This is a genomic window from Mesorhizobium sp. (genome assembly GCF_965229135.1).
Taxonomy (GTDB): Bacteria; Pseudomonadota; Alphaproteobacteria; order Rhizobiales; family Rhizobiaceae; genus Mesorhizobium.
Map to the genome: position 1 here is coordinate 867,057 of NZ_OZ245860.1, position 22,412 is coordinate 889,468.

A 22,412-nucleotide genomic window follows, 5' to 3' on the forward strand; every position below is an offset into this window, starting at 1 on the left:
TGCGCGCGCAGGGATGTCTGGGGAGGAAAGACGGCGTGAAGACAGTTCTTTGCTTTGGCGATTCGCTGACCTGGGGCTACAATGCCGAGGGCGGCCGCCATCGCTTTGAGGACCGTTGGCCGAGCGTAATGCAGGCAGTGCTGGGCGATGGCGTGCATGTTGTCGCCGACGGTCTGAACGGACGTACCACCGCATTCGACGACCATCTGGCCGGCGCGGACCGCAACGGCGCGAGAGTTTTACCAACCGTCCTGACGACGCATGCGCCGATTGACCTGATCGTCATCATGCTCGGCGCCAACGACATGAAGCCGTGGATCCACGGCAATCCGGTGGCGGCCAAACAAGGTATCCAACGCCTGATCAATATCGTGCGCGGTCATGACTATCCGTTTGACTGGCCGGCTCCGCAAATCCTCGTCGTGTCACCGCCAGTGGTCAGCCGCACCGAAAATGCCGAGTTCAAGGAGATGTTCGCCGGTGGCGATGACGCGTCGACCCGGTTGGCGCCGCTCTATGCAGCGCTTGCCGATGAGAGCGGCTGCGGCTTCTTCGACGCGGGCAGCGTGGCCCAGACCACGCCACTCGACGGCGTGCATCTCGACGCCGAAAACACACGAAATATCGGTCAGGCCCTCGCGCCGCTCGTGCGCGTCATGCTGGAATTGTGAACCAGGAGAAAATCCGTGGCTGAGAACTACGACGTCATCATCATCGGCTCCGGCCCCGGCGGCTATATCGCCGCAATTCGAGCGGCGCAGTTGGGCCTCAAGACGGCCGTCGTCGAGCGCGAACATCTGGCGGGCATCTGTTCGAACTGGGGTTGCATCCCGACCAAGGCGCTGCTGCGCTCGGCCGAGATCATGCACTATTCGGACCATCTCAGGGACTATGGCCTGAAGATCGAGGGCACCATCAAGGCGGACCTGAAGGCGATCGTGGACCGTTCGCGCGGCATTGCCCAGCGCATGAATGGCGGGGTCGGGTTCCTCATGAAGAAGAACAAGGTCGATGTCATCTGGGGTGAAGCCAAGCTGACGAAGGCCAACGAGATCGTCGTGGCGAAGACATCGAAGAAGCCGATGGAGCCGCAGGCGCCACTGCCCAAGAACACCAAGGGCGAGGGCACCTATACGGCAAAGCACATCATCATCGCTACCGGCGCCCGGCCGCGCGCGCTGCCCGGCATCGAGCCGGACGGCAAGCTGATCTGGACCTATTTCGAGGCGATGGTGCCGCCGGAGATGCCGAAATCGCTGCTGGTGATGGGCTCGGGCGCCATCGGCATCGAATTCGCCTCCTTTTACCGCACCATGGGCGTCGACGTGACGGTGGTGGAAGTGCTGCCCGCCGTCATGCCAGTGGAGGACGCCGAGATTTCCGCCTTTGCCAAGAAGCAGTTCGAAAAGCAGGGCATGAAAATCCATCTCGAGGCCAAGGTGACCAAGGTCGAGAAGTCGGCCAATTCGATCACCGCACATGTGCAGATGAAGGACGGCAAGGTCGAGAAAATCACCGCCGATCGGATGATTTCGGCCGTCGGCGTGCAGGGCAACATCGAGAATCTCGGCCTTGAAGCGCTCGGCGTAAAGACCGATCGCGGCTGCGTGGTTGTTGACGGCTACGGCAATACGAATGTTGCCGGCGTCTATGCGATTGGCGATGTCGCCGGGCCGCCCATGCTCGCCCACAAAGCCGAGCATGAGGCGGTTATCTGTGTCGAGAAGATCGCCGGCCTTCCCAACGTCCATCCGATGGACAAGCTAAAGATCCCGGGCTGCACATATTGCAACCCGCAGGTCGCTTCGGTCGGCCTGACAGAAGCCAAGGCGAGGGCCGAGGGCAAGGACATACGCGTTGGACGCTTCCCCTTCGTCGCCAACGGCAAGGCGATCGCGCTGGGAGAGGATCAGGGTCTCGTCAAGACCATCTTCGACAAGAAGACCGGGCAGTTGCTGGGCGCGCATATGGTGGGCGCCGAGGTGACGGAACTGATCCAGGGCTTCGTCGTGGCAATGAACCTCGAGACCACCGAGGAAGAGCTGATGCACACCATCTTCCCGCATCCGACACTGTCGGAGATGATGAAGGAAAGCGTGCTCGACGCCTATGGCCGCGCGCTGAATGCATGATAAATTGAGCGTGCAAGACTCGAATTCGACGGCGGGGTAATTCGGTTCCGGATGCATTTTCACCCATCATACAAGGAGAGGGCACATGCACTTGAATGGCGTAGGTTGGATAGCAGCAATCATCATCGGAGGCTTGGCGGGGTGGTTCGCCGAAATGTTCATGAAGAGCAACACCGGCATCTTCATGAACATCATTCTCGGCATCGTCGGCGCGATCGTGCTGAACGCCATTCTGCAGGCCCTGAATATCGGCGTCTTCGGCGTAGGCTGGACCGCCTATCTGATCACCGGTTTCATCGGAGCGTGTCTGCTGATCTGGGTCGGCCGCTTGGTGCGTCGTTAACCGGCTTGAATGCCAGCTATGCGAAAAGGCTGTTGCGGCATGTGCCGTGGCGGCCTTTTTCTTTGTGATGAAAAGTCTTAGATGACAATGGAAAGGCGAACGCCGGACAGGCGGTCGCGAAGAGCCGGGTTTTCAAATGGTCACTGTCCTCGACACCATCGCCAATGCGCCACGCCTTCGACATCCTGAGAAGGCCCACAAGCCTGATCAGGAGGTGCTGCGCAAACCCGATTGGATTCGCGTGAAGGCGCCGGTTTCGAAGGGCTATGCCGAGACGCGCGAGATCGTTAAGTCCCACAAGCTGGTCACGGTGTGCGAAGAAGCCGGCTGTCCGAATATCGGTGAGTGCTGGGAGAAGAAACACGCCACCTTCATGATCATGGGCGAGATCTGCACGCGCGCCTGCGCGTTCTGCAACGTCGCCACCGGCATCCCGACTGCGCTCGATCCTGACGAGCCTGCCCGTGTCGCGCACGCCGTCAAGCAGATGGGCCTGACGCATGTGGTCATCACCTCCGTCGATCGTGACGATCTCGCCGACGGCGGTGCACGGCATTTCGCCGAGGTGATCCGTGCCATCAGGGCAGCGACTCCTTTGACCACGATCGAAATCCTCACACCGGATTTTCTGCGGAAGGAAGGCGCGCTGGAGATCGTGGTCGCGGCCAAGCCCGATGTCTTCAACCATAATCTGGAGACAGTGCCGTCCAATTATCTGACCGTTCGCCCGGGAGCGCGTTATTTCCACTCGATCAGGCTCTTGCAGCGTGTGAAGGAACTCGATCCGTCGATCTTTACAAAGTCCGGAATCATGGTGGGCCTCGGCGAAGAACGGAACGAGATCCTGCAGTTGATGGACGACCTGCGCTCGGCCAATGTCGACTTCATGACCATCGGCCAGTACCTGCAGCCGTCGAAGAAACATCATCCGGTGATCCGTTTCGTTACGCCGGAGGAGTTCAAGTCCTTCGAAACGATCGGCAGGACCAAGGGCTTTCTTCTGGTGGCGTCCAGCCCGCTGACGCGTTCCTCGCACCATGCCGGCGATGACTTCGCCCGGCTGCGCGCGGCGCGCGAAGCAGTCCTGAAGAAATCAGCCTAATCGGCTGGTTTCATGCCAAAATTCGAAGCAACCCGCCGGGTATCCCACACGCCGGAACAGATGTTCGCGCTGGTCGCGGATATCGAGACCTATCCGCAATTCCTGCCACTTTGCGAGGCGCTGACGGTTCGCTCGCGCAAGGAGCGCGATGGGCGCACGATCCTCGTCGCCGACATGAGCGTCGGCTACAAGGCGATCCGCGAAACCTTCACCACGCAGGTGCTGCTGAAGCCGGACGAGAAGGCAATCGATGTCAAATACATCGACGGTCCGTTCAAGTATCTGACAAATGTCTGGAGGTTCGAGCCGGCCGAGGGTGGCTGCGATGTTCGTTTCTTCATCGACTATGAATTCAAGAGCCGAATTCTCGGCGCGCTCATGGGAACGATGTTCGACCGCGCCTTTCGCATGTTCGCCGAAGCGTTCGAGAAGCGCGCGGACGTGATCTACGGTACCACTCCCGCGGTCTGACCCTCGCCAAGTGCTTGCAAGCCAAGCTCCAGCGCGTGCCTGACCGTTTCGCGTCTGATGAAATCGCGGCCATTGTCGGCAAACAGTTCGCATTCGGCGAGAACAGGTTGGCCGGCCAAAGCGACAGCAAACCAGACCAGGCCGACAGGCTTCTCCGCCGAGCCCCCGCCGGGGCCGGCAATGCCGGTGACCGCAAGTGTCAATCCGGCGCGCGAGAGGGCCAAGGCGCCGCTTGCCATCGCCATCGCGGTTTCGCGCGAAACCGCACCATGCGCTTCAAGTGTATCGACTGAAACGCCAAGCATTTCCATCTTGGCTTCGTTCGAATAGGTGATGAAGCCGCGATCGACCACGGCCGAGGAACCGGCGATGTCGGTCATGGCGGCGATGATCATGCCGCCGGTGCAACTCTCGGCTGTCGCCAGCATGATGCCGCGCCTCTTGCAGGCTGCAAACAGCGCATTCGCGAGATCGCTGTTGTTCATTCCGGGACCTCGCCTGGAAAGACCACGCTGGCCGTGGCGATCGCCGCGATACCCTCCTCGCGGCCGACAAAACCAAGCTTCTCGTTGGTTGTCGCCTTTATGGAAATGCGGTCCGGGGAAATCCCCAGCATTGCCGAAAGCGTTTCGGTCATCACCTGACGATGCGGACCGACGCGCGGCGCTTCGCAGATCAGGGTGATATCGGCATTGGCGATCCGTCCGCCGCGCTCGCGCACCAGCTTCGCAGCGTGTTCGACGAATATCCGCGACGCCGCGCCTTTCCACTGTTGGTCGGATGGTGGGAAATGCGTTCCGATATCGCCGGCGCCGCAGGTGGCCAGCAGCGCGTCGGTCAAGGCATGGAGGCCGACATCGGCGTCCGAATGACCAGAGAGTTTCTTGTCGTGTGGAATGGCCACGCCGCACAACGTAACGTGATCGCCGGGCTCAAAGGCATGGACATCGTAGCCATTGCCGGTTCGAATATCAGGAAAGTGCAGCCGTTCGCCGGAAAGTCGCTGATGCGCCATGGCAATGTCCCTTGCCCAAGTGAGTTTGACATTGTCGGGCGAGCCCGGAACGATTTTTACAGGGATGTTCGCCCATTCCGCGATCGCCGCGTCATCGGTGAAGTCGCTCTTGCCCAGATGATGGGCCTTTTCGTGAGCGGCCAGGATCGGCCAGAACGGAAATCCCTGTGGTGTCTGCGCGGCATGCAAGCCGGCCCTGGGAACCGTCTCGCCAATCATGCCGGCAGCCGATTCCCGTTTCAGCGTATCGGCGATCGGCAGGGCAGGCAGTGCCCCCTGATGCTCACCGATCGTGGCTATCGTGCGGTCGATGAGTTCGGCGTCTACGAACGGCCGAACGGCGTCATGGATCAGCACCCGTCCCGGTTCATGGCTCCTGAGCGCCAGCAGGCCGAGCCGCACGGAATCCTGCCTTGTGGCTCCGCCGATGACCGTCATGATCCTATCGCCGTGGCCGCCTGCTGCCTGCTGAAACAGATCGAGATCATCGGCATGAATGGCGACAACGACAGGACCGGTAAGCGGGTGTGCCAGGAATGTGTCCAGCGTGCGCGCGATCACGGCTGCGCCGCCGATGCTTTGATATTGCTTTGGTCCATTGGCCTGCCCGGCACGTGCGCCACGGCCGGCCGCGACAACGACCACGGCTATCTTGTCATCGGTGGTCAAAGCTTGCTTTTCGCTTGCGTCAGTCATGTTCAGTGGCTTAGTCGCGGCCAAAGCCGAAGGCCAGCAATTTTCCCAAATGCGCCTTAATGTGGCGTCATTCCGCGTTGCACATTGCCGTTCTTCTGGCTAGAGAATGTGCATCAATAGAAAATGCTTGGTTTTTGTGCATGTCTGAGTTGAGCAAATTGGCCGAGCCACTGGTCGTCGGGGGCGTTGGAATTCGCAATCGCGTATTCCTGGCCCCCATGTCGGGAATCACCGACGAGCCGTTCCGCCGGCGCGCCCATGCGCACGGGGCCGGACTTGTCGTGTCCGAAATGGTGGCGAGCGGCGAACTGGCCAAGGGCAGGGCCGGCTGCGACCTGCGTATCCGACATTCCGGACTGCCCGTGCACATGGTCCAGCTTGCCGGCCGCGAAGCGGTGCACATGGCCGAAGGTGCGCGGATCGCTGCAGGCGAGGGCGCTGATATCATCGACATCAATATGGGTTGCCCGGCCAAGAAGGTAACTGGCGGCTATGCGGGTTCGGCGCTTATGCTGGACCTCGACCACGCGCTGTCGCTGATTGACGCGGTGGTGGACGCCGTCAATGTGCCTGTGACCGTGAAAATGCGGCTTGGCTGGGACGACGGCGCGCTTAACGCACCGACGCTCGCGCGCCGCGCCGAACAGGCAGGGGTCAGGATGGTGACCGTGCACGGGCGCACGCGCTGCCAATTCTACCAGGGCAAGGCTGACTGGCGCGCCATTGCCCGCGTCAAGGACGCCGTATCCATCCCGGTCGTTGCCAACGGCGACGTTTCCTCGCCGGCGGAGGCTGCCGATATCCTCGACCAGTCGGGCGCTGATGCGATCATGATCGGTCGCGCGCACTACGGTGCGCCCTGGATGGCAGGCAACATAGCGGCCGCGGCTCTGGAACAGGTCGCCCAGGGTATTCCGGCCAGTGGGCAAGCCTTGGCCGACTACGTCATTTCCCACTACGAGGATATGCTGGCGCTGTATGGCACAGAGAGCGGCCTGCGTCAGGCGCGCAAGCATCTTGGCTGGTATCTCGATCGTCACGCTGGCGGCGTTGCCGACGAGAAGCGCAAGGCCATACTCACCTCATTTGAGCCTGAACGCGTCATCGTATTGCTGCGTGACGCTTTTTCAGGCGGGCCGGAAACAGTGAGCCTGCGGAGCGCGGCATGAATTCCCCGGTAGCACAGGGCATTGAAATGGCGGAGGCCGCCCACATCGTGCTCAACACGATCCGTCGTCCCGTGATCATGGTCGATGCGGAAGGGTTCATAACCTACGCCAATGCGGATGCTGAGGACTTTTTCCGCTCCAGCGCGAACATGCTCGCCCGCAACACATTGTCCAAACTCATTCCTTTCGGCAGTCCGCTGTTGACGCTCGTGGATCAAGTCCGCGAACGCCGCGCGCCCGTCAACGAGTACCGGGTTGATGTGTCCTCGCCGCGCCTCGGTATCGAGAAGGTCGTTGATCTCTATGTCGCGCCGGTGCCGGAGTTTCCCGGTTCGGTCGTGGTGATGTTCCAGGAACGGTCGATGGCCGACAAGATCGACCGGCAGATGACCCATCGCGGCGCGGCGCGCTCGGTGACTGGCCTGGCCGCTATGCTGGCCCATGAAATCAAGAACCCGTTGTCGGGGATCCGGGGCGCCGCCCAGTTGCTTGAACTGTCCGCCTCCGATGAGGATCGCGCCTTGACGCGGCTCATCACCGACGAAACGGATCGCATCGTATCGCTTGTCGATCGAATGGAGGTGTTTTCCGACGAGCGGCCGATCGACCGCTATCCGGTGAATATCCACGTCGTCCTCGATCACGTGAAGGCGATCGCCAAGAATGGTTTTGCCAAGAAAATCAAGATAATGGAGGAGTATGATCCTTCATTGCCTCCGGTATTTGCCAACCGCGATCAACTGATCCAGGTGTTCCTTAACCTGGTCAAGAATGCCGCCGAAGCCATCGGCAGCGACCCGCAGGGGGAGATCATCCTGTCCACAGCTTTCCGACCCGGCATCCGCGTCTCGGTTCCAGGCACGCAGGACCGGGTGTCACTGCCACTGGAGTTCTGTGTCCGGGATAACGGCTCTGGCGTGTCGGAGGATATCCTGCCGATCCTGTTCGATCCGTTCATCACCACCAAGCCGAATGGCTCGGGGCTTGGCCTTGCCCTCGTCGCCAAGATCGTCGGTGAGCATGGCGGCATCATCGAATGTGATTCGACGCCGCGCGGAACCACTTTCCGCATTCTCATGCCGGCCTGGAAAGAAACGTCGCTCGGTGTCGACGATGATAGCGAAGGAGACCGCAAATGACTGTTCGCGGCAATATTCTGGTCGCTGACGACGACGCGGCAATCCGTACCGTTCTCAACCAGGCGCTGTCGCGCGTCGGCCACGAGGTGCGCGTGACATCGAACGCCTCGACACTATGGCGCTGGGTGGCGGCGGGCGAGGGCGACCTGGTCATTACCGACGTGGTCATGCCCGACGAGAATGCCTTTGACATGCTGCCGCGCATCAAGAAGGCGCGGCCGGAATTGCCAGTCATCGTCATGAGCGCCCAAAACACCTTCATGACGGCGATCCGCGCCTCGGAAACCGGCGCCTACGAATATCTGCCAAAACCGTTCGACCTCACCGAGCTTCTCAACATCGTCAACCGGGCGCTTTCCGAGCCGCGGCGGCCGAAGATCGATACGCGGCCGGAAGAACAGCCTGACGCGATGCCGCTGGTCGGCCGCTCGGCGGCCATGCAGGACATCTACCGCATGCTGGCGCGCATGATGCAGACCGACCTGACGGTGATGATTTCAGGTGAATCCGGCACTGGCAAGGAACTCGTCGCGCGTGCACTGCACGAGTATGGCCGCCGCCGTGGCGGCCCCTTCGTCGCCATCAACATGGCGGCGATACCGCGCGATCTGATCGAATCGGAACTGTTCGGCCACGAGAAGGGCGCCTTCACCGGCGCGCAGAACCGCTCGACCGGCCGTTTCGAGCAGGCAGAAGGCGGCACGCTGTTCCTCGACGAGATCGGCGATATGCCGATGGAAGCGCAGACGCGCCTGCTGCGCGTGCTCCAGCAAGGCGAATACACAACCGTCGGCGGACGCACGCCGATCAAGACCGACGTGCGCATTGTCGCGGCCACCAACAAGGATCTGCGGACGCTTATCAACCAGGGGCTTTTCCGCGAGGATCTCTTCTACCGCCTGAACGTCGTGCCGCTGCGGCTGCCGGCGCTGCGCGAGCGCTCCGAGGACGTTCCGGACCTTGTCCGGCACTTCTTCAAGCTCGGCGCCATGGAGGGCCTGCAGACCAAGCGGATCTCCACTGGCGGCATCGAACTGATGAAGCGCTACCCGTGGCCAGGCAATGTGCGAGAACTTGAAAACCTGATCCGCAGGCTAGCCGCCCTCTATTCGCAGGACGAGATTTCCGCCGAGATCATCGAGGCCGAGTTGAAGACCGGAGAACGGCCGGTTGTTCCTGGTGGCGGCAACCTGATTCCCGACGACCTGTCCATCGGCCAGGCGGTGGAGCACTTCCTGCAGCGCTATTTCGCTTCATTCGCTGGCGAACTGCCGCCTGCCGGGCTCTATCAGCGCATTCTGTCCGAGGTTGAGTATCCGCTGGTTCTGGCTTCGATGACGGCAACGCGCGGCAATCAGATCAAGGCCGCGGAGCTCTTGGGACTCAACCGCAACACGCTGCGCAAGAAGATCCGTGAACTCGGCGTCAACGTCTACAAGTCGTCGAGGCAGGCCTGATGCCTGAGCGAAATAGGCCTGCCTAGGTCGTTTTCCGGGGGACGATCGCCAAAAGATTTCCGCATCGGTCACACTTGTTGCATAATCGCCACAATGCGTTGCATACATCCGACGCAATCAATGGCTTAGACGGCGACATGGCCCTGCAGGTACCCACACTGAAAGAACCGCTGTTCAGCGAGACCCGTCCGCAGGAGGGGCGCCGGTTGCTGGCGCTGCCGGGCGTGATAGCCGTGGTGGGGGCGTTGGTGGCGGCGGCCATCTCATTCGCCATTCTTGTCGGCGCCACACCGATCACCCCCAACGAGACGACAACGCTTGCGCTGATCGCACTCAATGCCGCCTTCGTCCTGTTCCTCATCGCGCTGGTCGGGCGCGAGGTGCACCGCATCCTCATGGCGCGCCGGCACGGTCGGGCTGCCTCGCGCCTGCATGTGCGCATCGTCGCCATGTTTGCGCTTGTCGCGGCTATCCCTGCCATCATGGTGGCGATCATCGCGTCGATCACGCTCGATATCGGCCTCGACCGCTGGTTCGAAATCCGCACCAAGACGATCGTCAATTCATCGCTGTCGATCGCCGACGCCTATGTCCAGGAAAATGCCCGCAACCTCCAGGGCACGACGCTGTCGATGGCCTACGATCTCGATGCGTCGCGCACGCTCTACGGCCTCGACCGGACCGGCTTCCTCGATCTCATGAACAAGGAAGCGGTCGGGCGGACCTTGGCACATGCGGCGCTGATCAAGCCGGACGGCTCATTTGTCATGAGCGCCAAGACCGACGCCGATTTTGCCATGCCCGAGCCGCCAGAGGGCGCCGTCGCCAGCGCCTCGGATGGCAAGCCGGTGCTGATCGAGCCGAAAACCCGCAACATCATGGGCGCCATCGTCAAGCTGCGCGAGATTGAGGGGCTCTACCTCTACACGATCCGCCTCGTCGACCCAGAGGTGATCAAGGCGCGGCAGATCGTCAAAGCCAACACCGACGAGTATCGCGGCCTCGAAGACAATCGCCGTACCTCGCAGGTGGCCTTTGCGCTTCCCTATCTGTCGCTGACGTTGATCATCATCCTGTCGGCGATCTGGACGGGCATCGCGGTCGCCGACCGGCTGGTGAGGCCTATTCGCCAGTTGATTGGCGCCGCCGACGAAGTCGCGACCGGCAATCTCGATGTCTCGGTTCCTGTCCGGCCTTCCGATGGCGACGTCGCATCCCTTGGCGATACATTCAACAAGATGCTGCTGGAGCTGAAATCGCAGCGCAACGAAATCTTGTCCGCCAAGGACCTGATCGACGAACGGCGGCGCTTTTCGGAAGCCGTGCTTGCCGGCGTCACGGCAGGCGTTATCGGTGTCGACCCCTACGGCACGGTCACCATCGTCAACCGGTCGGCCGAGACGATGCTGGCCATATCCGCCACGGCGGCGCTCGGCCAGAACCTTTCCGCCGTACTGCCCCATGTCGGTCGGGTCTTCGAGATCGGGCGCAAGTCGGGCAAGCCCGTCTACCGCGAGCAGGTTACCTTCTACCGCGCCGGCGCCGAGCGTACCTTCAACGTGCAGATCACGATCGAGGCCGGCAATGACGGCGCGGAAGAGAAATCCTATGTCGTGACGGTCGACGACATCACCGACCTTGTCCAGGCACAGCGCTCTTCCGCCTGGGCGGACGTGGCGCGACGCATTGCCCATGAGATCAAGAATCCGCTAACCCCGATCCAGCTTTCCGCCGAGCGCATCAAGCGCCGCTATGGCAAGGTCATCACAGAGGATCGTGAGGTTTTCGACCAATGCACCGACACGATCATTAGGCAGGTCGAGGACATCGGCCGCATGGTCGACGAATTCTCGGCATTCGCACGCATGCCCAAGCCCGAGATGAAGGCGATAGACCTGCGCGAATCGCTTCGCGAGGCTTCGTTCCTGATTGAGGTCAGCCGTTCGGATATCGCGTTCGAAAGGGTGTTCGGCAACGAGCCGCTCAAAGGCACTTTCGATAGCCGCCTGATGGCCCAGGCATTCGGCAACATCATCAAGAACGCCGCCGAGGCCATAGACGGACTTGATGAAGAGGACCGTTCACACGGCATAATCCGGATTCAGGCCGGGCGTCAGAATGGCGCGATACGGATCGACGTCATCGACAATGGAAAAGGTTTGCCGCGGGAGAATCGTCAAAGGCTTCTGGAGCCCTATATGACGACGCGCGAGAAGGGCACAGGGCTCGGCCTCGCTATCGTCAAGAAGATCGTGGAGGACCATGGCGGCAGGCTCGAACTCAATGACGCACCCGCGGACTTCCACAATGGGCGCGGCGCGATGATCTCGATCATCCTGCCGCCAGCCGCTGCCACGGCGCCAACGCGCGGCGAGGGCAGGGCGGAACACGAACGAGAAACTGAAAAGGTCGGTAATGGCGTCTGATATTCTCATCGTCGATGACGAAGAAGACATCCGTGAACTTGTCGCCGGTATCCTGAGCGACGAGGGCCATGAAACGCGCACGGCATTTGATGCCGACAGCGCGCTGGCGGCGATCGCCGACCGCGCGCCGAGGCTGATTTTCCTCGACATCTGGCTGCAGGGTTCCCGCCTCGACGGTCTGGCGTTGCTGGATGAGATCAAGACGATGCATCCGAACCTGCCCGTGGTGATGATCTCCGGTCACGGCAACATCGAAACGGCGGTGTCGGCGATCCGTCGCGGCGCCTACGACTTCATCGAAAAGCCGTTCAAGGCTGACAGGCTCATCCTGATCGCCGAGCGCGCGCTCGAGACCTCGAAATTGAAGCGTGAGGTTTCTGATCTCAAGCAGCGAAGCGGCGAGACATTCGACCTGATCGGCATGTCGTCGGCGATGAGCCAGTTGCGCCAGACCATAGAGCGTGTCGCGCCGACCAACAGCCGCGTCATGATCATCGGTCCCTCGGGGTCAGGCAAGGAGCTGGCAGCGCGGGCCATCCACACGCTCTCTGCGCGCAAGACCGCGCCTTTCGTCACGCTGAGTGCGGCCAATATCACGCCCGAGCGCATGGAAATCGAGCTGTTCGGCACCGAATCGAACGGTGTCGAGCGCAAGGTCGGCGCGCTTGAGGAGGCGCATCGTGGCATCCTCTACATCGACGAAGTGGCCGACATGCCCCGCGAGACGCAGAACAAGATCCTGCGTGTCCTGGTCGAACAGCAGTTCGAACGGGTAGGGGGCACCAAGCGGGTGAAGGTCGATGTCCGTATCATCTCCTCGACCTCCCAGAATCTGGAGGCGATGATTGCCGACGGGCGGTTCCGCGAGGATCTCTATCATCGCCTGGCCGTGGTTCCGGTGATGGTGCCGGGGTTGGCCGAGCGGCGCGAGGATATCCCCTACCTCGTCGACAATTTCATGAAACAGATCGCCCGCCAGGCCGGTATCAAGCCACGGCGCATCGGCGATGACGCGCTTGCCGTGCTGCAGGCGCACAACTGGCCCGGTAACGTCCGCCAGCTGCGCAACAATGTCGAGCGGCTGATGATCCTGGCGCGCGGCGATGATGTCGATTCGCCGATCACCGCCGACCTTTTGCCGTCCGAGATCGGCGATGTCATGCCGCGCACGCCAAACCAGTCGGATCAGCACATCATGGCACTGCCGCTACGCGAAGCGCGCGAACAGTTCGAGAAGGACTACCTGATCGCACAGATCAACCGCTTCGGCGGCAATATCTCGAAGACAGCGGAGTTCATCGGCATGGAGCGCTCCGCCCTTCACCGCAAGTTGAAGTCACTCGGCGTCTGATCTGTTTGGCGCGCCGCCGTGGCCTACGCAATTGTCGGTTACGGTGGCAGCGGAATCGCCTAAGAAAGCCCTAGAATTCCTGCAAGGGTGGACCATGTCGCGCATTGCCTATGTGAACGGCCGCTACGTCACTCACGCCGACGCTTCGGTGCACATCGAGGATCGAGGCTATCAATTCGCCGACGGCGTGTACGAAGTCTGTGAGGTTGCACGGGGTTTTATTGTCGACATGCCCCGCCATCTTGCCCGGCTGAACCGTTCCTTGACCGAACTGTCGATCGAGTGGCCGGTCAGCCGAGGCGTGTTGCCATTCCTCCTGCGCGAGGTGGTCAATCGCAATCATGTCGTGAATGGCCTGGTCTATGTCCAGGTGACGCGCGGCGTCGCCAGCCGGGATTTTGTTTTCCCGGTCGACGGCACGAAACCGTCATTGGTGATCACCGCGAAGAAGGCCGATCCCGCGGCAAACGTGAAGCGAGCCGAGACCGGCATCAAGGTCATCACCGTGCCGGAGAACCGTTGGGACCGGGTGGACATCAAGAGCGTCGGACTGCTGCCAAACGTATTGGCCAAGCAGAAAGCCAAGGAAGCCGGCGCCCAGGAGGCATGGTTCGTCGACGTTGACGGCAACGTCAAGGAAGGCGGATCATCCAACGCATGGATCGTCACGAGGGACGGCGTGCTGGTGACGCGGCCGGCCGAGCACGGCATTTTGCGCGGCATCACCCGCACAACTCTTTTTGAGGTTGCCGCCAAGCTCGGGTTGAAGGTGGAGGAGCGTGGCTTTTCGGTTGCCGAGGCAAAGGCAGCCCGGGAAGCATTTCTTAGCTCCGCGACCACGATCGCCATGCCGATCGTGGCGATCGATGGTGATCCCGTTGCCAACGGCCACCCAGGTTCAATTACACTTTCGTTGAGGCAGGCATTTTTTGACATTGCGGAAAAAAGTCCAGCCTGATAACCGCACAGGTGGAATGAACATCAATATATCTCGTTCTGCTTGTCGTTCCTGACGACAAGAAGGTGTTTGCGCGCTTGACATGGGCCGGTTAATTTGGCGCATTGGCTTGCAAACCGAAGGGGATCGGCGAAAGACAAGAACAATGGCGGAACGATCGCAAAATCTTCAGGACCTGTTCCTGAATTCAGTTCGCAAGAGCAAGAACCCGCTCACCATCTTTCTCATCAACGGCGTGAAGCTGACCGGCGTGGTCACTTCGTTCGACAATTTCTGTGTTCTGCTGCGCAGGGACGGGCACTCCCAGCTTGTCTACAAGCACGCCATTTCCACGATCATGCCGAGCCAGCCGGTTCAGATGTTCGATGGCGAGGAAAGCCAGGGCGCCTGATTGGCACGTGAAAGAGACGCGGACCGCGGCGTTCGTGGAAAATCAGCACAGCCGCCGGGGATGGAAGCCAAGGGGCCGACCCGGGCCGTTGTCATTGTACCTGTGCTCACCCGCCAGCCGCGCAGTGACGATGACACAAATCGTCCCCGGTTGACGCGTTCCGCAGACGCACGCCACGACGAGGCGGTCGGCCTTGCCCGCGCCATCAATCTCGATCCGATCCATACCGCGGTGGTTACGGTCAACGACCCACGGCCGGCGACCTTGCTCGGCAGTGGCAAGGTCGCGGAATTCGCCGAAATCGTCAAGGAGGGCCACGCCGAGCTGGTCATTGTCGACCATCCTCTGACGCCGGTGCAACAGCGCAATCTCGAAAAGGAATTCAACGCCAAGGTGCTGGACCGTACCGGGCTTATCCTCGAGATTTTCGGTGAGCGTGCAAGAACCAAGGAAGGCACGCTGCAGGTCGAACTTGCTCACCTCAACTACCAGAAGGGTCGTCTCGTCCGGAGCTGGACCCACCTTGAAAGGCAGCGCGGCGGCGCCGGCTTCCTCGGCGGTCCCGGTGAAACGCAGATCGAATCCGACCGGCGGCAGCTGCAGGAAAAGATCATCAAGCTGAAGCACGAGCTCGAAACGGTGCGCCGCACGCGCGACCTGCACCGCGCCAAGCGCAAGAAGGTGCCTTTCCCGGTGGTCGCGATCGTCGGCTATACGAACGCCGGCAAGTCGACGCTGTTCAACAGGCTGACAGGAGCTGACGTCCTGGCCGAGGACATGCTGTTCGCCACGCTTGATCCGACGCTGCGCCGTGTGCGCCTGCCGCATGGGACGCCAATAATCCTTTCCGACACGGTGGGCTTCATCTCCGATCTGCCGACGCATCTGATCGCGGCGTTCCGTGCGACACTGGAAGAGGTGGTCGAAGCCGATCTGGTCGTCCATCTGCGCGATATTTCCGACGCCGATACTGCAGCGCAGGCCGAGGATGTCGAGCGCATCCTCGCCGATCTCGGTGTGGATGCCGGCGACGACAAGCGCGTCATCGAGGTATGGAACAAGATCGACCAACTCGATGAGGGCAACCGAAACCGGCTGCTTGCCGACGGTGCCGACAGCAGCAAGGCGCCACCGATTGCAATCTCCGCGATCACCGGCGAGGGGATCGATGCGCTCAAGGCGATCATCGAGACCAGGGTGTCCGGCGAGCTTCAGTCATTGACGGTTACGATCGAGCCGGCGCAGTTCGGCCTTGTCGACTGGCTGTATCGCAACGGGGACGTGGTCTCCAGGGCGGACAATGAGGATGGCAGCGTGACCATATCGCTGCAGGCCACGCAAAGCGCCCGTGAAGAGATCGAAAGCCGATTGCTTCGCAAGAACAACGGGTAGGAGCGGCTATTTCGCGCTCTTGGCCTGCTGCCAGAGCGCTTCCATCTCGCTCAGATCAGCCTTTTCGAGCGTGCTGCCGGATGCTTCCAACGCCTGTTCGACATAGTGGAAGCGAGAGCGGAACTTTTCGTTTGTGCCACTCAGTGCCGCTTCGGAATCGACCTTGAGGTGCCGACCGAGATTGACGAAGGCAAACAGCATGTCGCCGAATTCGTCCTTGATCGACGCCGTATCGCAGCTGGCCAGAGCCTCGCGCAACTCGCCGATCTCTTCCTCGATCTTGTCGAGGATCGGTGCTGCCTCGCTCCAGTCGAAGCCGACACGGGCGGCCTTCTCCTGAAGCTTCAGCGCGCGGGTCAGAGCGGGCAGGGCGACTGGAACACTGTCCAGAAAGCCCTTACCATTGTCTTCGGGGTCAAGCCCGCGGGCAAGGCGCGCGCTTCGCTTCTCGGCCTTCTCCTCGGACTTGATCTTCTCCCACATGCCCTTGGCCATTCCGGCACTGCGGGCTTTCTCATCGCCGAAGACATGGGGGTGGCGGCGGATCATCTTGCTCGTGATCGCCTGGACCACGTCGCCGAAGGCAAACTCGCCGGCTTCTTCGGCCATTTGCGCATGATAGACAACTTGCAGCAGGAGATCGCCAAGTTCGTCGCGCAGATCGTCTAGATCGCCGCGCGCGATGGCATCCGCCACTTCGTAAGCTTCCTCGATCGTGTAGGGCGCGATGGTCGAGAAGTCCTGCTCGATGTCCCAGGGACAGCCGGTCTTGGGCGTCCGCAGCGCCGCCATGATCTCGATCAGCCGGGAAATGTCTTTCGATGGCTTCATATGCGTGATGCTATCCTGCGGCCCGTCGCGCGACCAACGCTGTCAGCCGGCGTCGGCAGCTTGTCCACAGCTGGCATCAATCCAGTACGGATACAATGGCCTTGGCGAGCGCATCCATGCCATCTTCAGGCAAACCCGCCACATTGATGCGGCTGTCGCCGACCATGTAGACGCCGTACTCGATACGCAGGCGTTCGACCTGGGCTTCGGAAAGGCCAAGTCGGGAAAACATGCCACGATGGCTGGCGACGAAATCGAAGCGGTCCGAATTGGACTGACGCCGCAAAGCGTCGGCGAATGCGACCCTTAGCCTGAGCATACGCAGGCGCATCTCTTCGAGCTCCGCCTCCCAGTCGGCGCGCAACGTGGCGTCTTCCAGTACGATACGGACGGCGGCCGCGCCGTGATCCGGCGGCATCGAATACATTGCGCGCGCCGCGGACAGCATCTGGCTCATCGCCACATCCGCCTGAGCCCCGTCCTTCGCCATCACCATCGCCGCGCCGACGCGGTCGCGATAGACGGCAAAATTCTTCGAGCAGCTGGAGGCGACCACCATTTCGGGAACCTTCGCGGCCAAAATCCGCAAGCCGGCGGCATCGGCGTCGAGGCCTTCGCCAAAACCTTGATAGGCGATATCGACAAAGGGCAGCAGGCCGCGCTCAAGCAGCAACTCGGCAACCTCGGCCCATTGCGCCTCGCTGAGGTTGGCGCCCGTCGGGTTGTGGCAGCAGCCATGCAGCAGCACCACGTCGCCGCTCTTGGCCGTCCGCAGTGCCGCCAGCATGTCGTCGAAGCGAACGGCTCCGGAGGTGGCGTCGAAATATGGATAGTCGCGGATCTGCAAGCCGGCGGCGCGCATCACCGGCATGTGGTTCGGCCATGTAGGGTCCGACAGCCAAACGGTTGCGTCCGAGCGTGTGCGCTTGAGCAACTCGGCCACAAGGCGCAGCGCGCCGGAACCGCCCGGCGCCTGCGCAGCGCGAATCCGCGTCAGATCGGCGGCCTGGCCAAAGGACAATCTGGCCATCGCTGTGTTGAAGGCGGTGTCGCCAGCGAGGCCGAGATAGGTCTTGGTATCCTGGCTCTGCAGCAGACGCTTTTCAGCCTCTCGCACGGCGCGCATCACCGGTGTCTTGCCATCGCGATCCTTGTAGACGCCGACGCCGAGATCGACCTTGTCGGGGCGCGGATCGGCGCGGTAAAGTCCGATCAGGGCAAGGATCTTGTCGGCTGGAGCTGGCTGCAGGTCTTCGAACATCATCAGGGTCCTGTTTTGGCGCGGCGGAGTGATACGCAAATTGGTCGTCATTCACCAGTAGTTTCAACTGCGCCAGGCCGAAAGCGTATCAATGGCGTTCCACGGGCGGGGCGGCGTCACTGGCTCATGAATCGCGGGCAAGCGGCCAAGCTTTGAGACTGCCGACGCTTTTGCTAACGTGCCAGCAGCAAGGCAAAACGGACCGACAAAGCGAGGACTTGTGGCACAGGACAGCCAGACGCTCCATGGTGACGGCATTTCGGCGACCGTAGTCGCACAAGGCGCGGAACTCGTTTCCCTGCAAAACACCGATGGGCTTGAGCTCTTGTGGCAGGCCGGGCCGGACTGGAGGCGCCATTCGCCGGTGCTGTTTCCCATCGTGGGCCGTCTGAAGGGCGACCAATTGCGTCACCAAGGCCGAACCTACCCGATGACGCAGCACGGCTTTGCCCGTGACAGACAGTTCGCATGGGCGGAGAGGGGACCGCGCTCCTGCACGCTGGTTCTCACCGACGATGCCGATACCCGATCGCATTATCCGTTCGCCTTCCGCCTAGCCATCACCTATTCGGTCTCGGGCCTAGAGCTTTGTGTACGGTTTGAAATAACCAATACAGGCAACGAGACACTACCGGCGTCGATCGGCGCGCATCCGGCGTTCAACTGGCCGCTGCGGCCGGATCTGGCCAAGCCAGACTACAGACTTACCTTTTCCGAAGCCGAGCGTGCTCCAATCCGCCGCCTGAAGGATGGTCTGTTGCTGGCTGCATCGCAGCCGACGCCCGTTGACGGCAAGATCCTCGATCTTTCCGAGCAGTTGTTTGTCGACGACGCCGTCATTCTGGATCGGCCAGCAAGTCGCCTCGTGCGCTACGCCGCCAAAGGCGGCCCTGCCATCAACATGTCCTGGGACGGTTTTCAAGAACTGGGCATCTGGTCCAAGCCCGGCGGTGCCCCATTCCTTTGCATCGAACCATGGCATGGCATTGCCAGTCCGGTGGATTTCGATGGCGAGTTTACCGAAAAGCCTGGACTGATGCTCATTGCGCCGACGGAAAAGCGAATGCTGAGTTACAGCATTGGTCTGCGGACAGGATGATGGTGCGGCCAGGGTCGGTTCTGCAGCTTTCACGATAACTACAGTTCGGAACCGTTGCGTGCATGCCCAATCGAAATCTAGGCGCTCGCGGAGCGCGCTCCGCGAGCCTGGACATATTGTGCGATCGTGTAGCGTCGCGGCCTCACGGACTATCACGACCCTGGTGCGATGACAGTTCGTCAGGCGACATCCGTCTGCTCAGCCTTACGTTTGCGCCCCGTGACCATGGCACGGACGAGATTTTCGCGATGGCGAAAGCTAGCCAGAGCAACGCCTCCGATGTGGAAGAACACGAGCAGGAGTAAGCCGTGTGCGACCAAGCTGTGCGTCGTCTCGACCCATGGCACGCCAAAATAGGCGTCTGTCGTCATCAGCCAGCCGGTCAACGCGGTTAAACCCATCGCCACGATCAGCACGATCACCATCGCGCCGCCCGCCGGGTTATGGCCGAGATAGCGAGCTTCGCGGCCGCTGAGTATTGCGCCGAGATAGTGCAGCACTGTTGCTGGACCGCGCACGAACTGCGAGAAGCGCGCATAGGGCGTGCCGATGACCCCCCAAAGAAGCCTCATAGTGACGAGTCCGGCGGCGGCGTACCCGGCCCAGTGGTGGATCTCCTCGGAGGTATGATCGGTAAGCCACGCGGTAACGAAGCTCAGTACCAGTGCCCAGTGGAAACTCCTCACGACCAGATCCCAGACGCGCACCATCTTCGGCGATGGCTGCGCGTCTGCCGCTGTCGAAACGGACCGATCAGTTTTCGCCGGCTTCGGCATTGTCGAGCTTTTCAAGGGTCTCGGCATTATAGGCCAGGTTCACCTTCTTGCCGGCCTTGTCCACAGCATAGACTTCGTAGCAGCCTTTCTCGACCTTGATCTGCCGGACGGTGAGGCCTTCGCCGGCCAACTGGCTTTCAAGTGTGGCTTTGGGCTTGAACTGTGATTTCGGGGCGGTGCTGCAGCTGCCGCCGGCGGCGAGCGCTGGTCCTGCAACCATGACGGCGAGGGCGGTGAAAACGAGTGTGCGGTACATGATAGCTCCATGCGGGATGGTTGGCTGCGGATGTTGCGTCGACCGGTTCCTATCAGATGGCGACGTCACCGCCATTGGTGCGAATAGCCGGTTCAAGCTGACAACTGGCTGACAGCAGCGTCGGTGCCGCCGATTGGCTTGCGCCGGGTCAGTTTGATCTGGCGCAAGGACGGAGGGTGACGCAGCGAGCAGGATGAGGGCCGAGATGCAGAGCGCTTCTGCCACCGTCTCCAGGAGGTTGTCATGAAAAGCATATCGAGAAGAGCAGTGCTCGGGATCGCCGCCGCAATTTCAATCGCAGGCAGTGCAGGCATCGCGCAAGCTGCCTCGACTGTCAGGGTATCGATGTGGGACAAGGGCGCGAATGCGGAAATGCCGATGGGGCTTGCTTACGCGACGCCGGGCCTCAATCCCGCAAAGGCCACAATGGGCATCAAGGCTTCGCCAAACGCGGTGAAGGCGGGCGAGGTAACATTCAAAGTGAAAAACGACTCCAAGGACACCATTCACGAAATGATCGTGATGTATCTGGCCGATCCGACCAAGCCACTTCCTTACATCGGCAATGAGAACCGCGTCGACGAAGACAAGGCAGGAGACAAGGGCGAAGTTTCGGAACTTGATCCAGGGAAATCAGGCACATTGACCGTAGACCTGAAGCCAGGGAAATACTTGCTTATTTGCAACGTGCCGGGTCACTATGAAGCCGGCATGTGGACCGAATTCACCGTCGATCCATAGAGTCCTGAACGGCGGTGCGGTTACGGTGGAGGGAGTGGATCACGAGAAGCTCGTAAGCCCGCTGTTTGAGTTGACATAAAAGTCGCATAAGATAGATTATGGAACTAACGACTATAGCCGGCGCTCAAGATTATGTGCGAAATATCAGCGGCTTGGCCCCATGCCGACCATATCCACGGCATCGACGACCTTGTTTTCCAGAACCGCCTCCTGCTGTGCCTCGACCGCGCAGCGCCGCAGCTTCTTCGGCCTTACGTGTCGAGGCGCCCCATGCGTCTGATTTCCATCTCGAGGCCGGCGTACGCTGCCGCCTGAGGTTACACGCTCGAATGGAACTAACGACTATAGCCGGCGCTCAAGATTATGTGCGAAATATCAGCGGCTTGGCCCCATGCCGACCATATCCACGGCATCGACGACCTTGTTTTCCAGAACCGCCTCCTGCTGTGCCTCGACCGCGCAGCGCCGCAGCTTCTTCGGCCTTACGTGTCGAGGCGCCCCATGCGTCTGATTTCCATCTCGAGGCCGGCGTACGCTGCCGCCTGAGGTTACACGCTCGAGCTGCCGGCCATGAGGAGTCTTTCTCATCAAATTGATTCAAAAGGAATTTCAATGACCATGCCATCATAGGCCGGCTCGACATTGGCCGGCGTCTCGGCCATGACCGTGGCGTAGTCGAGTGGCACGTGCATATGTGTCAGAACGGAATGTGCCGGCGCCAGCCGCTCGATCCAGCCAAGCGCTTGGCCGAGCGACAGATGGCTTGGGTGCGTCTTGTACTGCAGCGCGTCGATAACAAGCACCTTGAGGCCTTTCAGCCGCTCGATGGTAGCCTCTGGGAAGTCGCTGACATCCGGACAGTAGGCCAGCCCGCCAATGCGAAAACCCAGCGATAGGATATCGCCGTGGATCTGCCGAAGCGGCTCGAGGGTGAGGGCGCCCCCCTCTCCCGCTATGGTCACCGGTCTGCCATGGTCGATGAGATGCGGCGTGACGATCGGCGGATAGGAACTGCCTTGAGGCGTCTCGAAGCAGTATCCGAACGCTTCTCGCAACCTGAACATGGTGGCCTGGTCGGCGTGAACGTTTATCCGCTCGCGTTGGTCGAGGACGAAGCCACGCAGGTCGTCGATGCCGTGGATATGGTCGGCATGGGGATGGGTGTAGACGACACCGTCGATGCGCCTGACGGATGCCAGCAGCATCTGTTCACGAAAGTCAGGCCCGGTGTCGATGACGACCGTTGTCCTGGCGCCATTTTCCGCGATCCTCTCCACGAGAACAGAGGTGCGCATCCGCCGGTTCCTCGGGTTCGCCGGATCGCAATTTCCCCAGTCGCCGGTGATGCGCGGCGTGCCAGGCGATGAGCCGCAGCCGAGAATGGTCAGGCGCAGCCGATCGGTCAT

Annotated in this window: 22 protein-coding genes; 15 read left to right on the forward strand and 7 right to left on the reverse strand. The window is 61.1% G+C overall.

Annotated features, from left to right (window positions below):
• Positions 1 to 35 precede the first annotated feature (35 nt).
• From ACO07C_RS04180 to ACO07C_RS04200, 5 genes are all read left to right on the forward strand, one after another.
• Positions 36 to 671 (forward strand): SGNH/GDSL hydrolase family protein, encoded by a 636-nt coding sequence (locus ACO07C_RS04180; RefSeq protein ID WP_421917435.1) that lies wholly within the window; start codon positions 36 to 38, stop codon positions 669 to 671.
• A 15-nt stretch (positions 672 to 686) separates the two neighbouring features.
• A complete protein-coding gene (lpdA, locus tag ACO07C_RS04185) occupies positions 687 to 2,132 on the forward strand; it encodes a dihydrolipoyl dehydrogenase (RefSeq protein ID WP_421912973.1) in 1,446 nt (481 codons plus the stop codon).
• A gap of 85 nt (positions 2,133 to 2,217) precedes the next feature.
• Complete coding sequence (locus ACO07C_RS04190) at positions 2,218 to 2,475, forward strand: GlsB/YeaQ/YmgE family stress response membrane protein (protein WP_421912974.1); 258 nt, start codon at positions 2,218 to 2,220, stop codon at positions 2,473 to 2,475.
• A 136-nt stretch (positions 2,476 to 2,611) separates the two neighbouring features.
• The gene (gene lipA, locus ACO07C_RS04195; RefSeq protein ID WP_421912975.1) at positions 2,612 to 3,577 is read left to right on the forward strand and encodes a lipoyl synthase; all 966 of its coding nucleotides are present in this window, start codon (positions 2,612 to 2,614) and stop codon (positions 3,575 to 3,577) included.
• Positions 3,578 to 3,589: 12 nt separating this feature from the next.
• On the forward strand, positions 3,590 to 4,048 hold the full coding sequence (locus ACO07C_RS04200) for a type II toxin-antitoxin system RatA family toxin (RefSeq protein ID WP_421912976.1): 459 nt from the start codon (positions 3,590 to 3,592) through the stop codon (positions 4,046 to 4,048).
• Here ACO07C_RS04200 and ACO07C_RS04205 read toward each other — a convergent pair.
• The gene (locus ACO07C_RS04205) at positions 4,024 to 4,533 is read right to left on the reverse strand and encodes a CinA family protein (protein WP_421912977.1); all 510 of its coding nucleotides are present in this window, start codon (positions 4,531 to 4,533) and stop codon (positions 4,024 to 4,026) included. The genes ACO07C_RS04200 and ACO07C_RS04205 overlap by 25 nt on opposite strands.
• Positions 4,530 to 5,759 carry a bifunctional 2-C-methyl-D-erythritol 4-phosphate cytidylyltransferase/2-C-methyl-D-erythritol 2,4-cyclodiphosphate synthase gene (locus ACO07C_RS04210; protein WP_421912978.1) on the reverse strand — a complete coding sequence of 410 codons (1,230 nt, stop codon included), beginning with the start codon at positions 5,757 to 5,759 and terminating at the stop codon, positions 4,530 to 4,532. The genes ACO07C_RS04205 and ACO07C_RS04210 overlap by 4 nt, the downstream gene beginning before the upstream one ends.
• Before the next feature lie 140 nt (positions 5,760 to 5,899).
• Here ACO07C_RS04210 and dusB point away from each other — a divergent pair, with 140 nt between their 5' ends.
• From dusB to hflX, 8 genes are all read left to right on the forward strand, one after another.
• Positions 5,900 to 6,928: a tRNA dihydrouridine synthase DusB gene (dusB, locus tag ACO07C_RS04215; protein ID WP_421912979.1), complete on the forward strand. Its 1,029-nt coding sequence runs from the start codon at positions 5,900 to 5,902 to the stop codon at positions 6,926 to 6,928.
• Complete coding sequence (locus ACO07C_RS04220) at positions 6,925 to 8,067, forward strand: two-component system sensor histidine kinase NtrB (protein WP_421912980.1); 1,143 nt, start codon at positions 6,925 to 6,927, stop codon at positions 8,065 to 8,067. Before dusB ends, ACO07C_RS04220 begins: the two co-directional genes overlap by 4 nt.
• Positions 8,064 to 9,524, forward strand: a complete 1,461-nt coding sequence (ntrC, locus tag ACO07C_RS04225; protein ID WP_421912981.1) for a nitrogen regulation protein NR(I) — start codon at positions 8,064 to 8,066, stop codon at positions 9,522 to 9,524. Before ACO07C_RS04220 ends, ntrC begins: the two co-directional genes overlap by 4 nt.
• Positions 9,525 to 9,661: 137 nt before the next feature.
• On the forward strand, positions 9,662 to 11,950 hold the full coding sequence (locus ACO07C_RS04230; RefSeq protein ID WP_421912982.1) for an ATP-binding protein: 2,289 nt from the start codon (positions 9,662 to 9,664) through the stop codon (positions 11,948 to 11,950).
• On the forward strand, positions 11,940 to 13,301 hold the full coding sequence (locus ACO07C_RS04235; protein WP_227347408.1) for a sigma-54-dependent transcriptional regulator: 1,362 nt from the start codon (positions 11,940 to 11,942) through the stop codon (positions 13,299 to 13,301). The genes ACO07C_RS04230 and ACO07C_RS04235 overlap by 11 nt, the downstream gene beginning before the upstream one ends.
• A gap of 94 nt (positions 13,302 to 13,395) precedes the next feature.
• Entirely contained in the window at positions 13,396 to 14,259 is an 864-nt protein-coding gene (locus ACO07C_RS04240) for a D-amino-acid transaminase (RefSeq protein WP_421912983.1), read from the forward strand.
• Positions 14,260 to 14,404: 145 nt separating this feature from the next.
• Positions 14,405 to 14,650 (forward strand): RNA chaperone Hfq, encoded by a 246-nt coding sequence (hfq, locus tag ACO07C_RS04245; RefSeq protein ID WP_006202172.1) that lies wholly within the window; start codon positions 14,405 to 14,407, stop codon positions 14,648 to 14,650.
• Positions 14,651 to 16,042 carry a GTPase HflX gene (gene hflX / locus ACO07C_RS04250; RefSeq protein WP_421912984.1) on the forward strand — a complete coding sequence of 464 codons (1,392 nt, stop codon included), beginning with the start codon at positions 14,651 to 14,653 and terminating at the stop codon, positions 16,040 to 16,042.
• 6 nt (positions 16,043 to 16,048) lie between these two features.
• Here the strand turns inward: hflX and mazG are convergent, their stop codons facing one another.
• Entirely contained in the window at positions 16,049 to 16,873 is an 825-nt protein-coding gene (gene mazG, locus ACO07C_RS04255; protein WP_421912985.1) for a nucleoside triphosphate pyrophosphohydrolase, read from the reverse strand.
• Positions 16,874 to 16,949: 76 nt separating this feature from the next.
• Positions 16,950 to 18,134, reverse strand: a complete 1,185-nt coding sequence (locus tag ACO07C_RS04260; RefSeq protein ID WP_421912986.1) for an aromatic amino acid transaminase — start codon at positions 18,132 to 18,134, stop codon at positions 16,950 to 16,952.
• Between the two features lie 220 nt (positions 18,135 to 18,354).
• Here ACO07C_RS04260 and ACO07C_RS04265 point away from each other — a divergent pair, with 220 nt between their 5' ends.
• The gene (locus ACO07C_RS04265) at positions 18,355 to 19,233 is read left to right on the forward strand and encodes an aldose 1-epimerase family protein (protein WP_421912987.1); all 879 of its coding nucleotides are present in this window, start codon (positions 18,355 to 18,357) and stop codon (positions 19,231 to 19,233) included.
• Between the two features lie 179 nt (positions 19,234 to 19,412).
• On the opposite strand, the gene ACO07C_RS04270 is transcribed toward ACO07C_RS04265, so the two are convergent.
• A complete protein-coding gene (locus tag ACO07C_RS04270) occupies positions 19,413 to 19,943 on the reverse strand; it encodes a cytochrome b/b6 domain-containing protein (RefSeq protein WP_421917436.1) in 531 nt (176 codons plus the stop codon).
• A 43-nt stretch (positions 19,944 to 19,986) separates the two neighbouring features.
• Positions 19,987 to 20,265, reverse strand: coding sequence for a PepSY domain-containing protein (locus tag ACO07C_RS04275; RefSeq protein ID WP_421912988.1), 279 nt, complete (start codon positions 20,263 to 20,265; stop codon positions 19,987 to 19,989).
• 243 nt (positions 20,266 to 20,508) lie between these two features.
• Between ACO07C_RS04275 and ACO07C_RS04280 the strand changes: the two genes are divergently transcribed.
• Positions 20,509 to 21,006 (forward strand): sulfocyanin-like copper-binding protein, encoded by a 498-nt coding sequence (locus ACO07C_RS04280; protein ID WP_421912989.1) that lies wholly within the window; start codon positions 20,509 to 20,511, stop codon positions 21,004 to 21,006.
• A 587-nt stretch (positions 21,007 to 21,593) separates the two neighbouring features.
• Here ACO07C_RS04280 and ACO07C_RS04285 read toward each other — a convergent pair.
• Entirely contained in the window at positions 21,594 to 22,412 is an 819-nt protein-coding gene (locus ACO07C_RS04285; RefSeq protein WP_421912990.1) for an MBL fold metallo-hydrolase, read from the reverse strand.